This window comes from Micromonospora sp. NPDC047753 (genome assembly GCF_040642735.1).
Taxonomy (GTDB): domain Bacteria; phylum Actinomycetota; class Actinomycetes; order Mycobacteriales; family Micromonosporaceae; genus Micromonospora.
Genome location: NZ_JBEYSL010000111.1, coordinates 1 through 15,474, shown reverse-complemented (window position 1 = coordinate 15,474; position 15,474 = coordinate 1). Strand labels below are relative to the sequence as shown.

Here is a 15,474-nt window from a genome sequence, read left to right as displayed (position 1 = left end):
TGGTGGCGTCGAAGTCGGTGGTGATCTTCTCGTCGACTAGACCACCACCGGCGGGAGCACCGTGGTGCCCAGCCGAACCCGGCTGGTCACCCCGGCCAGCCAGGACAGCGTGGTGAACGGCTCGTAGAACGGCGCCGGATACTGCTCGGCCACGTCCGGGGTCACCGCGATGTGATCGGAGACCATCAACAGGTCGAAGCCGAGACCCTCCACCGTCTGCGCCCACCGACGCAGCACGTCGGGGTCGGTGCCCGGGGCGAAGTTCGGTACGTTCACACCAATCTGCACCCGTCCACGCTAGCCACTGTGGACCGGTGTGTGAACGCCGCGGCCCGGCTGAGTCACCTGGCAGCCGCCGCGGATCGCCGCACGACTCAGGAGCGCCGGATGGATCTGCCCGAGGGACTCGACTGGGTACGAGGATCACCGGCCGGTCGCGCCTGGCTGGCCGCACTCCCGACGTGGCTGAACGAGTGCGCCGAGCGCTGGTCGCTGCGGGTCGGGCCACCCTTCCGGCAGGCGTACGCGTCACTGGCGCTCCCCGCCCACCTGCCCGATGGCACCGCTGTGGTGCTGAAACTCCAGTATCCCGACGAGGAGAGCCGGCACGAGGCCGACGCGTTGGCGCTCTGGGACGGCGTCGCGGCGGTCCGTCTGCTCGCCCACGACCCCGGGCGGCGTGCCCTGCTGCTCGAACGCTGCCAGCCCGGCACTCCCCTGCACGACCTTGCGCCGGACCGAGCGCTGGACGTGGTGGTCGGACTGCTCCCCCGGCTCTGGCGACCGGCCGACACGCCGTTCACCCCGCTCGCACGCGAGGCCGCTGGCTGGATCGACCGGATGCCCCGGGCCTGGGAACGGGCCGGCCGACCGTACGAGCGACGGCTGCTGGACGCGGCGCTCGACCTGCTCACCGGCCTGGCGTCGAGCCAGGGCGAGCAGGTGCTGGTCAACCAGGACCTGCACGCCGGCAACATCCTCGCCGCCAACGCGCTCGGCGGCGACGGGCTCGCCGGCGACGGGCTCGCCGGCGACGGGCTCGCCGGCGATCGAGGGCCGTGGCTGGCGATCGACCCGAAGCCGCTGACCGGGGAACGGGAGTTCTCGGTCGTGCCGATGGTGCGCGGCCCGGAGTTGGGCCACTCACCGGCGGCCGTCCGGCATCGACTGGACCGGCTCAGCACCGACCTGGGACTGGACCGGGACCGGGTCCGAGCCTGGACGATCGGACACACCCTGTCCTGGAGCGTCGCCGACGAAACGGTCTTCCCCGAGAAGATCGAGGTGGTCCGCTGGCTGCTCGACACCGACTGAGTTCCAGCAGCGCGCGGGCCTCCCACCCCCGCCCCAACTCCGCGATCTTGCACTTTCTGTCCCGACACAGCGCGCATATCCACCCATGCCGACAACACAAACCGCAAGATCGGCGGGCGCGGGGCGCGGGGCGCGGGGCGTGGGGTGCGGGGGTGCCTGGGGTGGGTCAGGTGGTTTGGCAGGTGTGGCACCAGTACAGGTTGCGGCCGGCCAGTTCGCCGCGACTGACCTCGGTGCCGCAGACGTGGCAGGGTGCTCCCGGGCGGCGGTAGACGTACACCTCGCCGCCGTGCCGGTCCACGCGCGCCGGACGGCCCATGGCCTCTGGCAGGTGCGCGTCGCGGACCGTGTCGATCCGACCGTGCTCGACAGCGAGCCGCATCAGGCCGACGAGGTCGGCCCAGAGCGCGTCCCAGCCGGTCCTGGTCAACTGTCGGCCCGGCATCGTGGGCGGCAGCCCCGCCCGGAACAGTGCCTCGGTCACGAAGATCAGACCGGTGCCGGCCACCACCGACTGGTCCAGCAGCAGCGCGGCGAGAGGGGTGGGGCTGCGGGCGATCCGGGCGTACGCCCGCTCCGGGTCGGCGTCGGCGCGCAACGGATCCGGCCCGAGACGGTCCCGCAGCGCGGCCACCTCGGGTGGGGTGAGCAGCTCACAGGCCGTTGGCCCGCGCAGGTCGAGCCAGTGCCGGTCGCTGGCCAGCCGAAGCCGCACCTGCCCGACCGGCTCCGGCGGCTCCCCCGGCCCGTCGGTGAACTTGCCATACAACCCGAGGTGTACGTGCAACGTCAGCTCGCCGGCGTAGTGGTGCAGCAGGTGTTTTCCGTACGCTTCGGTGCCCTCCAGCACTGTCCCGGAGAGCCGGGCGGCACCCTCGGCGAAGCGGCCCTGCGGGCTGGCGGCGAGCAGCTTGTCCCCGGCGAACAGCTCGGCGTGCCGGGCTGCCAGGCGATGGATCGAGTGTCCCTCTGGCACAGGTGCCAAGGATAGCCAGCCCCGCCCGACCGGCCCGCGCGCTGATCGGCACCGGGCCCACCGCCGCGCTGATCGGCATCGGGCCCGCCGCCGCCTCGATCGACCCGGTCCCCGTCGCGTTGATCGACTCGGGTTTCAGGAGATCGGGGTGTCCGCGGAGACGGGAGACCGCGACTTCCAGGAAACCGAGTCGATCAAGGCCAAGCCGGGGCTGGTCCGGGCCAGGCGGCGAGGCCGGCCGAGGCCGGTGTTGCCGGTCGTACCCAGGATTGGTGTCAGGAAACGCCCAGGTGGGTATTTGAGGGCCGACACCGCGTGGGTGCCACCCTTTCCGTCGGCCACCACGCATTCATCAGGAGGTGTGTAGTGGTCAGGATTCCTTCGCTGTCCCGCCGGTCCGAGCCGGCACCGACGCGGGACGAGAACCTCGACGGCCGCGTGGACGGCCGCGACACCCCGGTCACCGAGACCGCCCAGTCCGACGACAGCGTCGGCCGCCCGGTGGTCACCGACCGGGACGCCGACCAGACGACGTACCGCAGCGCCGGCACGACCGACGGCCAGACCAGTGAGGCCGAGCGGCGGGCCAACGAGCGGGCGGCGGTGGCCCGAGCAGCCACCGGTCGACCGGCGGAGGTCGACTCCCGGGGCACCGCCCGCCCGGTCGCGCCCGAGCCCTCGAACGGCACGACCCGCCCGGTCGCACCCGAGCCCGTGAACGGCACGACCCGCCCGGTCACGCCGGAGCCCCGCACCGGCACCACCAGCAAGGTGGAGACCGAGGCCCGGCCCGCCGTCGCCCCGATCACTGAGCGGACCGCCGAGCGGGACGCCGACCTCGACAGCACCACCCGTCGGCCCGACACCACCGACCGGGTCAACACGGACCGCACTGTCGACCCGACCCCGGGCGCGGCCACGCCTGAGCCGCCGGTGGCGCGTGGCCCGAAGCCGCGGGCCAGTCTGCTCGCCACCCTCGGCCTGATCGTCTCGGTCGTCGGTGCGACGTTCGTGCTGACCGGAACCTTGGCCGGGTACGGCATCGGGCTGGGCGCGTTCGGCGCGGTACTGTCGGTGCTCGGCCTGATGGCAACCCGCCGCCGGCATGTCGCCGGCAAGACCGACGCGCTCTTCGGCGTGCTGATCGGTCTGGCCGCGGTCGTGATCGGGGTGCTCGCGATGACCGGCCAGTTCGACTGGCCGACCACCGACGGCGACTGGGTGCAGCGCTTCCGGGAGTGGCTTGACTCACAGTTTGTCGATCGTTTCTAGCGGGCACTGTTCCGCTCGCCGGTGATGCACCGGCGAACAGCCGGCGGTTCGCCGGCAACCCGATCAGTCCGGTGGTTCACCGGCCGGGGAGACACCCTTTCAGGGGCGGCGGTTCGCCGCCCCTGAAGTGTTTCCAGGGTCGGACGGCTCCGGTCCAGGTCACCGCGACGAACTAGTGCGTTCCGGCGATCCCCCGCTTCGCGGCCCCGCCTGCTGGCTCTCCGCTCCCGGCTTGGCCCCGACTCCGGGCCACGTGGCCACCGGCACGAGACTCGGCACCTCCACGCTCCAACGCAACGAATCGCCTCAGAGGTCTCGCCACACGCAACGGATCTACGCCCTGCGCAACTCCTGGTGGTGGATCCTGCCGCTCACGCCGCATACCGTTGAGCAACGGCGCCAGCCCGTGGGCCACGGTGGCCGGGCGCGCCCGACCCCTGGGAGCAGGACAATGACGATGGACGCCACCAGCCAGCGCCTGTTGATGTGCCGGCCGACGTACTTCGCCGTCGACTACGCGATCAACCCCTGGATGGACCCGAACGCGCCGGTCGACGCCGCGCTGGCCGTCCGGCAGTGGGAGCAGCTGCGCCAGACGTACCTTGACCTGGGCCACACCGTCGAGGAGATCACTCCGGTGCCCGGCCTGCCCGACATGGTCTTCGCCGCCAACGGCGGCACCGTGATCGACGGCAAGGCGATGGCCGTGCAGTTCCGGGACCCGCAGCGCGCCGACGAGGCGCCGGCGTTCCGGGCCTGGTTCGAGGCCGCCGGCTTCGAGATGTACGACCCGAAGCACGTCAACGAGGGCGAGGGTGACGTCCTGCTGGCCGGTGACCACCTGCTGGCCGGCACCGGCTTCCGTACGGCGCACGCCGCACACGCCCAGTTGCAGGAGGTCTTCGGCTACCCGGTGATCACCATGCAACTGGTCGACCCACGCTTCTACCACCTGGACACCGCGTTGACAGTGCTCGACGAGCGGACCGTGGCGTACCTGCCGGAGGCGTTCTCCCCGGGCAGCCAGGCCGTGCTGCGCCGGCTCTTCCCCGACGCGGTGCACGCCACCATGGCGGACGCCGAGGTGCTGGGGCTGAACGCGGTCAGCGACGGGCGGCACGTTGTGCTGCCCGCGCAGGCCACCGACCTGGCCGCCAAGCTGCGCGACCGGGGCTACGAGACCATCGGGGTCGACCTGTCCGAGCTACGTAAGGCCGGCGGCGGACCGAAGTGCTGCACGCTGCGACTCCGTCAGGGAAAGGCAAGCAAGTGATCGTGGATGACAAGCTGCGTACGCCGGGAGCGGTCCGGGACGCCGAGCGCTGGACCGCGCACAACTACCACCCCCTGCCGGTGGTGATCTCGTCCGCCGAGGGCGCCTGGCTCACCGACGTCGACGGCCGCCGCTACCTGGACTGCCTGGCCGGCTACTCCGCGCTGAACTTCGGTCACCGGCACCCGCAGTTGATCGCCGCCGCGCACGCCCAACTGGACCGGCTGACGCTGACCAGTCGCGCGTTCATCCACGACCAGTTCGCCGACTTCTGCCGGGAGCTGGCCGAGCTGTGCGGCAAGGACCTCGTGCTGCCGATGAACACCGGCGCCGAGGCGGTGGAGACCGGGATCAAGGTGGCCCGCAAGTGGGGCTACCAGGTCAAGGGCGTGCCCACCGGTCAGGCCAACATCGTGGTCGCCGAGGGCAACTTCCACGGCCGGACCACCACCATCGTGAGCTTCTCCACCGACGAGGACGCCCGCGCCGACTTCGGGCCGTACACCCCGGGGTTCACTGTCGTGCCGTACGGCGACCTGGAGGCGCTGACCGCCGCGATCGACGAGAACACAGTGGCCGTGCTGCTGGAGCCGATCCAGGGTGAGCAGGGTGTGGTGGTGCCACCGGAGGGCTACCTCCCGGGCGTGCGCCAGGTCTGCACCGACCGCAACGTGCTGTTCATCGCCGACGAGATCCAGTCGGGTCTGGGGCGTACCGGCGCGACCTTCGCCTGTGACCACGAGGGCGTCGTGCCGGACATGTACCTGCTCGGCAAGGCGCTCGGCGGCGGCATCGTGCCGGTCTCCGCGGTGGCCGCGAACGCCGACGTGCTCGGGGTGCTCAAGCCCGGCCAGCACGGCTCCACGTTCGGCGGCAACCCGCTCGCCTGCGCGGTGGCGATCGAGGTGGTCCGGCTGCTGGCCACCGGCGAGTTCCAGCGCCGCTCGGCCGAGCTGGGTGAGCGGCTGCGGGCCGGCCTGGAAGGGTTGGTCGGCAAGGGTCTGGTCGGGGTACGCGTCCGCGGCCTGTGGGCCGGGCTGGACATCGACCCGGCGCTGATGAGCGGTCGGGAGGCGTGTGAGCGGCTCGCCGAGCGCGGAGTCCTCGCCAAGGACACCCACGGCTCCACCATCCGGCTCGCCCCACCCCTGGTCATCACCGAGGAGGAGATCGACCTGGCGGTGACCCAGCTGGCCGAGGTGTTGGCCGGCTGACCAGGGAACGTGCTGAAGGGCGGGCGTCGGAATTCCGACGCCCGCCCTTCGCGTCAGGGGCGGGGCAGGCGCATCGCCATCGTGGGTGCCTCGGCCATCACCGAGGTGGGAGTGAACGGGGCACCGGTGGGCAGCTCCTCGGCCCGACCGATCTGCACCCCCGGGTACAGCTCGATCATGTCGTTCTCGCCCAGCACCCGGGACTGCTGCGGCGCCAGCGGGATCCGGTCCGACTCGGTCATCGAACCGCCCGGCCGGATGCCCGAGCCGTTGGTGCTGACGTCGGTCACGATGACCTCGCCGACCCGCAGCTCGAAGCGGACGTGACCACGGCTGATCCAACGACGGGCCTCGTCGTTGAGCCACTGCCCGAGCATGATCCCGCCGTCCTGCTCGGGAGCCCGACCGGCCACGATCGGCTGTTCTTCGCTGAGCACGAACCGCCGTCGGACCAGGCCGCCGACGCGCACCGCGAGCACCTCGGTACGCGGACGCGGGCCGCCGTCACCGAGCCGTACGCCGTGTCGGGGGCAGGTCGGCACGCCGTTGCGCAGCGCGGGCGGCGGCTGCGCGGCGGGGCTGCGGTCGGCACCCCCGGCCAGGTCGGCGAACGCGCCACCCCCACCACCGCCGCCGAACAGCGCGCAGCCCGACTCCGGGCAGCGCCACTGGCGGGCCAGCAGCTTGACGCCGGTCGGCGACCGTTTGCCGGCCACCGGCGAGTGGCCACCACCGACGTGCGCGATGAACACCGGCCCGCCGGCGCCCGGCACCGGCGCGACCACCCGACCGGGCTGCTCGACCAGCCACGGGAAACGCCCGCGCAGCCCGTCGAAGCGGACCCGGCTGAGCACCGGCAACCCGAGCAGGTCGGCGACCTCCAACATCCGGTCACCCGGGTTGTCCAGCACCTCGACGAGCCCGTCGTCGGCCCAGCGGCGGACGACCATCCGCTCGTTGGAGGTGAGGTCGGCGTCGGAGAGCAACGCCCGGTGCACCACCGCGTAGACCTGGACGCTGTCCTCCTCCAGCTCGCGGGAGAGCGCGTCGATGACCATGCCGAGGCGTAGCAGGCTGGCCGGCCGACCACCGTCGATGTCCTGGTAGCGGATCACCTCGGCCAGGTCGATCACGGCTCGGGCCAGTGACGGGTCCGTGCAGACCCGGCCCTCGATGGCATCCAGAACCTTGCTGATCTCGAATCTCATGCCGCACTCCGGACGATGTCGTCAATGCGCCGGGCCAGCCCGATGTCCCGGTGGGTGACCCCACCGGCCGAGTGCGTGACACAGCGGAAGGTCAGGGTCCGCCATCGGATGTCGATGTCGGGATGGTGGTCGAGCTCCTCGGCCACCGTCGCCACCCGGTCCACCACCGCGATGGCCGCCGGGAAACTGCCGAGCTGGACGGTACGGCCGATGCCGGTCGAGTCACCCGACCAGTCGGGCAACCGGCTCAGCTCTTCTCGCACCGCGTCCGCGGTGAGCAGGTCTGCCATGACCAGACCCTACCGGTGGTGCCTCCGGAGAGCCGGACGCGCCTCCGGTCCGTATCAATCCCTGACCGTACCGTCCTCAGATCTTACTTCATCAATCGGTTCGCCTGATCCTTGAGTCGTTCCGCATGGTCGTCCCAATCCGGGCCGAATGAGAGAAGATCCGCCGCCGCCTCTCGCAGAAGATCTAAGTCGTCCGGACGCTGGAGACAGGCAAGGCGGTACGCCAAATTGGTATTGTCGATCACGCCTCGGATTCCGCCTGGGAACTCAACTTCAATTCCCCATGGCCTAATCGCTTTTACGGTCACGTCGAACTCTTGATTAAGAAGGATTTCCATGCCTGTCAGCCGCCTCCCGTCAACCGCCTAATCATTCTGCTGAAGGCATGGAACCGGTTGGTTCGTTCAGCAGCCTCGCACAGCATGGAGGTGACTAGCGGAAAGACGTCCTTCCTATTAGTACGTCAGCCTTCTCCATGACATTAACAACAGGGCGCTCGCCGCGCCATCTGCCGTGGAGGTCATCGCGATATTCCACAAGTGCCTGCCAGTCATGTCGAGCGGGCTCTGTCAAAAATCGCCCCCGAGCCGGGGTGGACGGCGCGGTCATCGCCGTCCACCCCGGATCACCGTAGCCAACATCATGTCGAGGTTAGTCATTCATCTTCAAAGGATCGGACTCGAATTGGCATCACGCCTGGGAAGGCGCCTCTACCGAAGCCGGGCCACTCCGTCCCATGCGGACGGCTGCACCAACTCGCTGACGCCGGCACAGCCATCAACAATGGTTCGCCAAGCCTACCGATAGTCAGCTAATTCGTCCCTCACTACCGCCACGGACCACGTCACGAAATCCACCGGAACTCGATTTCCCAACAGGTCGATCGATAATTCGCCGGCCGGCGACTGGTGGTAATGCATAACCTCTCCCCCAGTCTGGGGCGTCAAATCCCACACCTCAGCCATCCAGCCATCAGATTCCCTGTCGCTGAGCACAGTGATCTCAATGAGAGCATCACCGTATTGGTGAACAGTCATGACCTAGCTCTCCCTGAAGGAGTGGAGTACCCAGTTACCGACACCACCGGGTTGCCGGAACTGCGCCCCCTTGTCTGGCAGGAGAAATTCCATCACGTTGTCGCCAGCCCTGTTCGCGTAGCTTTGAGTGGCCGTCTTTGGATGCGTGAGAATATCCTCTAAAGTGTCTTGTCCGACGCCGTTCCAGCCGGTCGGATTTTTCTTTCCGCCAGGAACGGCCCACTGGCCATTATTTGTTGCACGATTGCCGTGCTTCTGCTGCTCGAATCCGGCACGAGTGAAGCCATTCTTGTCGGGCGCCTTGCCTGCTGCCGCAAGGTCGTCAAGTGATGTTCCACAGTTGTGAACGAGTACCGGCGTCTCGCCTGCGACGACATAATACGTGTGGATGTCTTCGACGGTGAGGTTGTAGACCGTCGTGTACTCCGTCCACCGGCGCGTGCTCACCACGGACAGCTCACGGCCATCCGAGCTGACCACCTGATCACCGTTGAGCAACTGCCCGGCCTCGATCCACCGCTGCTCGTCCTCCACCCAGAACGGGTGACCAGCGGTCGCGGTGATGTCGGCGGCCTCGCCGTCCAAGGCGACGGCGATGTCCACCAGGTCCCGCTCGCCCTCACCGCGGATCAGCCTGGTGACCGGCTTGGCCTCGGTCTCGCCCGTCTCAGGGGAGGTGGCCAGCACCAGGTCGCCGAGGAGGACTTCCTCGATGGGCTTGGTACTGCCGTTGGCCATCAGCACCGCGGTGCCCGGCACGAAGCTGTTGGACAGGCAGTTCGCGCCCGTCCGCGAACCGAGCTTCCCGGCGTCACCGGCCCCGGTACGGACGCCACCCTTGGCACCCGCAGCCGCGCCTCCCTTGGCAGCGCCTCCCCCGCCGCCGCCGGCGGCGATGCTGAACGCGTCGAACAGCAGGTGACCAGCCGCTCGGCCCGGGTGACCTGACTTGACGTCGTTGGTCAGGCCGTCGGACCAGTCCTTGACGGCCTGACCCGGGTTGCTCAGCGTCTTCTTCAGCGTGTCGCCGCGCGCGTTGCCGCGAGCCTTGGCCGCCTCGCTGGTGTCCTTGTCGACCAGGGGGTTGCCGCCGACCGCGGTGTCGTAGACAGTCTGCGCAAAACCCTCCGCAACTCCCTTGGCGTCGGAGCCGATTGCCGAGGCGGCATCCTTCACGAAGTCACCGACCTCGCCCGCGGCGTCCGACAGCCAGTTGTGGCCGTCCAGTTCGACATTGCTGATCGGGTTGCCACCGGCGAACGCGTACCGGTTGCCGGTGTACGGGTCGACCGCGAGCCCCAGATCGTCAAGCGCCCCGTTGTACGAGTCCCGGGAGAGGAACTGGTTGATGCCCGGGTCGTAGTCACGGAAGCCCATGTCGTAATCGCCGGTCGACTGGTCGAACCGCTTGGACTGGAACCGGTACGCGTTGTAGGGCGCCTTGTCCGGGTTCTCCGGGTTACCGGCGTCGGGCTTGTCCACGCCGGTGAACTGGCCGGCGTCGTTCTTGCCGTAGGCGGTGTAGCCGTAGGTGGCCCGACCGTCGCCCTTGTCGTCGGTGATCTGCCCGACGTCGGACGACCCGTCGTAACCGACGTACGAGTCCTCCTGAGTGCTGTCCGTGTTGCTCTTCACCTGCGACAACAGGTCACCGCCAGGACCGCGCTGGTAGGACTTGACGACCTTGGTGCCCTCCAACTCGGCGGAGATGTCGCCCGTCAGCCCGAGATACGCGTACGTGGTGGTCTTGCCGCCGTAGGTTCGGGTCGCCTGCCGGTCCAACGGGTCGTAGGTGTAGGTGGTCGTCTTGTTGCCCGGGTTCTTGACGTTGGTTACGACGTGGTCGAAGCCGTCGTAGGTGTAGCTCTCCACAGTGGTCCCGAGCGAGGTCACCGTCTTGAGCCGGCCGTACGGGTCGTAGGCGTATGTGGCTGCCACAGTGTCGGCGGTGGCCTTCGTCAGGCGATTCTTGTCGTACTCGAAGTCGGTGGTGACACCGCTGACGGTCTGCTTGACGACGTTGCTGTTGGCGTCGTGCACGTAGCTCTCTGTACCCGCTCCGCCGCCGGTCTTGGTGACCGTACGGACCCGGTCCTGCGGGTCGTAGGCGAAGGTGCTGGTGGTGTCGACGTACGCGGTGCGGTTGTCCGCGTTCTGCTTGTGCGAGACATCCTTGGACTTCTGCCCGTTGGCCGCGTACTCGTACGTGTGTTGGTTGACCACCGCGCCCCCGGACTTCTTCTCGACCTGGCTCTGCACCGAGCCGTTGAGGAAGTAGTCGGTGGTGACGACATTGCCGTTGCCCTTGGTCTCGGTCGCCGTCTGCCCGCGCTTGGTGTAGGTGTAGCGCGTGTACTTCGGCTTCGGGTCCGTCGGCGACGTCGAGTTCTTGATCTCGGAGGCGAGATCCCGCTCGGCCTCGTAGGTGTACTCGGAGATCTGCGTGTCGTGGGTGCGCTTCTTGAGCAGATCGTTGGGCTCATACGTGAAGGTGGTGGTGTTCTTGACCGCCGTGCTCTTCTTCTCCTCCACGCTGGCGACGCGGTTGATCTGGTCGTACGACACGGCATACGTGTCGATCGCCGCCCCGGTGCTCGTGTCCAGCATCTTGGCGAGATTGCTGTTGACGTCGTACTCGTAGGCGAAGTTCTTGCTGGGCGTGCTGGAGCCGGCGCCGTTGTCGGACTGCGTCTTCTTCTTGCCGTCGGGGAAGTAGGTCCAGTTCATCTGACGCGGCGTGCCGCTGGCGCCGGCGACCGACCGAGAGGTCTGCGCACCGTTGTCGTCGTAGCCGTACGTGGTGGTGATGTTCCAGCCGACATCCTTCGAGCTGCGAATCCAGCCGTTGTCGAAGAACGTCTGCGTGGTGTCGTTGCGGGCCGACTGCCCGTTCGACGGCGGCGCGGAAATTCGCTCGAGGTTTCCGGTTGCGTCGTAGTGGTACGTCGTGACCGGCGGCGTGACAAACTGAGAGTCGTCCCGGTCGTACGGTTGCTGGACCTCACGGACCCGGTTCAGCTTGTCGTAGAGCGTGACGGTCGCGAAGTCGTCCGGATCGTCAGTGGTCTCGACCCCGCGCGGGCTTATCTGCCGGCTGAGGTTGCCGACCTCGTCGTACTCGTACTTTGTGGTGCGGTAGGTGATCGTGCCACTGACCGACTGGTACGGCACCTTCTCCTCGATCAGCGCCGAGCGTTCGTCGTAACTCATCTGCGCCCGGTTGCCGTCCTGGTCGATCGAGACGGTCGGGTTGCCGTCCCGGTCGTACTCGACGCCCGTGGAGTTGCCCTTCGGGTCGATCGTCGTCTTGATCCGGCGGTTCAGGTCGTAGGTGAACTGCGCGGTCCAGTCGTTGGGATCGGACGTCGCGTTCTTTCGCTGGTCGGTCTGCTGCCTGACGTTGCCGGCCAGGTCGTAGTCGATGGTGACCCGCCCGGTCAGCGCGTCGGTGACCTCCTTGGGCCGGTTCAGCTCGTCGTAGACGTACACGGTGGCGTAGTCCAGCGTGTCGGCCGGAGTCAGCATGCCCTTCGGCTCGGTGACCTTGATGACGTTGCCCACCTGGTCGTACTCGTACTTGGTGGTCGACGCCTCGGAGGTGGAGGTGTCCTTCGGTGTGGTGACCGTGCTCGGCCGGTCCAGCGCGTCGTAGACCGCGGTGGTCACCGCGCCGGTCGGTGACGTCTGGTCGGTGACATTGTCGTTCTTGTCGTAGACCGGTGCCGGGGTGGTGATGTAGACGCCGTTTGCGGCGTCCTTCGGAACCTTCTGCGTCAACGGACGACCGAGGCTGTCGTACGTGTAGGTCGCAGTGTGCTGTTTCGGGTCGGTGACGGTGAGCACGCTGCCGATCGACGAGTAGGTGTACTTCGTGACCTCGGTCAACGGGTTGGTGATCGTCCGTGGATAACCGACCGGGTCGTAGTCCGCGTAACCGGTACTGTGCCTGTTGGCGTCCGTCGCAGTGGTCATCCGCCCGAACGGGTCGTACGCGTAGCTCGAGGTGTAGTCACCTTCTGTGCTCGTCGCCGTGCCCTTGGGGTCGGTCACTGAGGTGAGGTTGCCGACGCTGTCATAGCCGAAGTTCCAGTGCCGACCCTCCGGCGAGTACTTGTCGGTCAGCTCGGCGGTGTGCCCGGCTAACCCGTACCTGTAGTCCATCCGCAGGCCAGGGGTGTTGTTCCGGTTGGCCTCGGGATCCTTGATCTCCAGCGGGTAGCCGGTCACCTGGTCGAACCGCCAGGTGGTGATCGCCCCATTCGCCTCCTCCATTCGGGAGACGTTGTTGTCGGCGTCCCAGCCCAGGAGGGTGGCCTGGTTCTTGGCGTTGGTGATGCGCGTGGCCCGGCCGAAACCGTCGATCATGCTCTCGGTGGCCCGGCCCTTGGGATCGGTCACCGTGGTGATCACCCCGTTACTGGCACCGCCGTCCGGGTCCTGGTAGTCCACCAGGGTGTTCTTGAGCAACCGGTCGGTGAGCATGCTCACCTTGCCCTGCAGGAACTGATCACCGGCCTCGTTGTAGGCGACCTTCGTCACGGCCGTACGCGGGTCGGTCACCCTGGTCAGGCGGGCGTTCTGCGGCCCCTGTGACTCGTCGTAGACGAAGCCGAAGGGCTTGGCGTCGGCGGTGCCGGACCCGTCGGTGACCTCCCGGAGCAGTCCACCGTCGCTGTAGACGAAGGACATCACCCGCCCGCTCACGTCGGTGATCGACTTGAGCTGGTTGATGATCCGCCGGTTCTGCAGGTTCGTCAGGCTCTGCTTCGTGCCGTTGACGAATGCGGTGTAGCTGTCTCCCGCGGCGTAGTAGTCCAGCGACAACGTCCGCCGGTTGTCCGGATCGGTCAGGTAGCGCAGCACCGCGGTGTCGCGGTAGTCGACCTGCATCCGCTCGTAGGTGAACAGGAGCTGGTTGCCGTTGCGGTCCCGCACGGCACTCTGGTAGCCCTGCTCGTCGAAGATGAACTGGCTGCGGTCCGGGCGCGTCATCGTCCACGCCTGGCTGGTGTCGCCGCTGCCGGTGCGTTGCAGGTACAGGTGCACCCCGGCGGGCTGCACGTAGCGCCAGTCAGCGGTATTCGCGCTGTTGTGCTTGTCCAGGTTGAACAAGTGGGTGGTGCCGTCACCGTCGGTCATCGCGACCTGCTGCGGCCACGTGCTGTCCCCGCCCCGGAACTGCAACGGGGAACCGAGCCGGACCGCACTCGATGTGGACAACGACCAGCCCAAACCCATCGACGAGGTGGACGTGTCCTGGCTGTTGTAGGTCAGCCGGACGAACGTCGACACACCCCGGCTCGGATTGGCCAGCGGGTTGTAGCCGAAGACGGCGTTACCCGAGAACTGGTTGACCATCAGCGACGAGCCGGAGCCTGCGCTGCCGCCCGCGTACTGGTAAAACTTTTCCAGCCCGAGCTGGTCGGAGGTCGGGTCCTCGACGGCCACCGCCTGGTCGAGGGGTTCGATCTGGGTGCCTGCCGACAACCACTGCCCGGAGGTCTTGTTACGTAGTTCCCACTTCAGGACGTAGTCCTCGCGGCGATCGCCGTCACCACCGCCGGCGGGGGCCTTCACTGTGGCGTTGATGGTGACCACACCGCCGGGCGCCTGCGCCGACGGCAGGGGCGTCTCGATCGGGTTGCCCGCGTTGGGGGCAGGGGTGCCGTCCGGACGCGTCCAGTGGTACGACAGGACCCAGTCGGCCGGCGACCACACCGACGACGTGGTGTTGGTGACGGTGACCGGCACGAGGTACTGGTCGCCCGGGACCATCCGGCCCGGCGTGTTCGGCGCGTGGTAGGTGCTGGCGCTGTTTGGCACGGTGTAGATGACCCGCAGCCGGGGCCGCAGCGACGGCTCGGCCGCCTCGGCGGAGAGGAAGAGCGACCGCTGTTCCGCGCCAGCCTCGTCGGCCAGCCGGATCTGCACGCCCTTGTTGTTGCTCGCGCTGTCCACCCACCGCTGCACCAGCGGCCCGGCCTCCCAGTTGACCCAGCCCGGGTCACCGTTGACCGAGCCGACACTGGACTGCACGGTCGACTCCACATCGCCGCCCTGCGTGGTCCAGGCGACTCCGGTCTGGGCGCTCTTCCACGTCGACGTGGTCTCGCTGAAGTCACGGGTCAGCCCGCGCAGTTGGAACTGCTGCTGGCCGACGCCCGTCCCTTCGGCGTACCAGCCCCACAGGCCGACCTGCGCGTTGATGACCTTCGCCTGAGCGGGCAGCCCGGTGACGGTGGGGAACTTCAGCACTACCCGGCTGGTGCCGTAGATCGAGCCCTTGTTGCCGACCTGAAGCTCGCCGCCGGCATCCAGCTTGTCCCAGTTGTTGTCCGGCTTGAGGCTGGTCAGGGTGTTGTCGTCCGCCCCGGTGAAGAACCTGATCACCTGACCGGCCTTGGGCAGCCGCACCATCTGGGTCTGCGCCGGGATGACAGTGCCGTCCCGCAGCCGGGCGGCAACCATGTAGAAGTAGGCGTCGCCGAACTGGCTCGCCGAGTTCGCCGGGGTGGGCGTGGCGTGGGTGTCCGAGTATGTCGTCCGGCCCGGCCTGACCGGGGCCACCAGGGTGGCCGCGTTCGGCATGAAGTTCTGCGTCTTACTGGAGTGGACCTGGTACTCGACCAGGTCGTCGTCGGGTGACGACGACGGGTCGGCGTAGGTGGACCAGGACAGGTCCGCGCCGGTGGCCCGCACTGTGGTGACCGGGTTCAGCGCGACTCCGGGCTTGCCCCAGGTGAGCAGCAACTTCGGGCCGTGGTCGTCCTCGCCACCGTAGGAGAAGTCGCCGGACCGGCCTGGTCGGCCTCGACGTCGCGCTGGCGGTGGCCTCCCTGGCCCTCGTCCCGGTGGTCCTCCGCCGCCCGCAGATCGGTGGTGTGCTGGCC

The 15,474-nt window shown here is 68.2% G+C and carries 10 protein-coding genes; 4 read left to right on the top strand and 6 right to left on the bottom strand.

The window, feature by feature from the left end; translation table 11 throughout:
• Window positions 1–36: 36 nt before the first annotated feature.
• A complete protein-coding gene (locus ABZ749_RS12520) occupies window positions 37–288 on the bottom strand; it encodes an LLM class flavin-dependent oxidoreductase (RefSeq protein WP_357226812.1) in 252 nt (83 codons plus the stop codon).
• Window positions 289–387: 99 nt separating this feature from the next.
• On the opposite strand from ABZ749_RS12520, the gene ABZ749_RS12515 reads away from it, so the two are divergent.
• Window positions 388–1,314, top strand: a complete 927-nt coding sequence (locus ABZ749_RS12515; protein WP_357226807.1) for an aminoglycoside phosphotransferase family protein — start codon at window positions 388–390, stop codon at window positions 1,312–1,314.
• Between the two features lie 166 nt (window positions 1,315–1,480).
• Here the strand turns inward: ABZ749_RS12515 and ABZ749_RS12510 are convergent, their stop codons facing one another.
• Window positions 1,481–2,290, bottom strand: coding sequence for a DNA-formamidopyrimidine glycosylase family protein (locus ABZ749_RS12510; RefSeq protein WP_357226805.1), 810 nt, complete (start codon window positions 2,288–2,290; stop codon window positions 1,481–1,483).
• Between the two features lie 366 nt (window positions 2,291–2,656).
• Here ABZ749_RS12510 and ABZ749_RS12505 point away from each other — a divergent pair, with 366 nt between their 5' ends.
• The 3 genes from ABZ749_RS12505 to rocD all read left to right on the top strand — a co-directional run bounded on the left by ABZ749_RS12505 (window position 2,657) and on the right by rocD (window position 6,049).
• Window positions 2,657–3,562 (top strand): thrombospondin, encoded by a 906-nt coding sequence (locus ABZ749_RS12505; RefSeq protein WP_357226801.1) that lies wholly within the window; start codon window positions 2,657–2,659, stop codon window positions 3,560–3,562.
• Window positions 3,563–4,019: 457 nt separating this feature from the next.
• Window positions 4,020–4,835 carry a dimethylargininase gene (gene ddaH, locus ABZ749_RS12500; RefSeq protein ID WP_357195694.1) on the top strand — a complete coding sequence of 272 codons (816 nt, stop codon included), beginning with the start codon at window positions 4,020–4,022 and terminating at the stop codon, window positions 4,833–4,835.
• Entirely contained in the window at window positions 4,835–6,049 is a 1,215-nt protein-coding gene (rocD, locus tag ABZ749_RS12495) for an ornithine--oxo-acid transaminase (RefSeq protein ID WP_357226815.1), read from the top strand. Before ddaH ends, rocD begins: the two co-directional genes overlap by 1 nt.
• Before the next feature lie 53 nt (window positions 6,050–6,102).
• On the opposite strand, the gene ABZ749_RS12490 is transcribed toward rocD, so the two are convergent.
• The 4 genes from ABZ749_RS12490 to ABZ749_RS12475 all read right to left on the bottom strand — a co-directional run bounded on the left by ABZ749_RS12490 (window position 6,103) and on the right by ABZ749_RS12475 (window position 15,334).
• A complete protein-coding gene (locus ABZ749_RS12490) occupies window positions 6,103–7,257 on the bottom strand; it encodes an FHA domain-containing protein (protein ID WP_357208564.1) in 1,155 nt (384 codons plus the stop codon).
• Window positions 7,254–7,547 carry a 4a-hydroxytetrahydrobiopterin dehydratase gene (locus tag ABZ749_RS12485; protein WP_357226799.1) on the bottom strand — a complete coding sequence of 98 codons (294 nt, stop codon included), beginning with the start codon at window positions 7,545–7,547 and terminating at the stop codon, window positions 7,254–7,256. Before ABZ749_RS12485 ends, ABZ749_RS12490 begins: the two co-directional genes overlap by 4 nt.
• Before the next feature lie 83 nt (window positions 7,548–7,630).
• Entirely contained in the window at window positions 7,631–7,885 is a 255-nt protein-coding gene (locus ABZ749_RS12480; RefSeq protein ID WP_357226796.1) for a hypothetical protein, read from the bottom strand.
• A 702-nt stretch (window positions 7,886–8,587) separates the two neighbouring features.
• A complete protein-coding gene (locus ABZ749_RS12475) occupies window positions 8,588–15,334 on the bottom strand; it encodes a DNRLRE domain-containing protein (protein ID WP_357226793.1) in 6,747 nt (2,248 codons plus the stop codon).
• Window positions 15,335–15,474 lie beyond the last annotated feature (140 nt).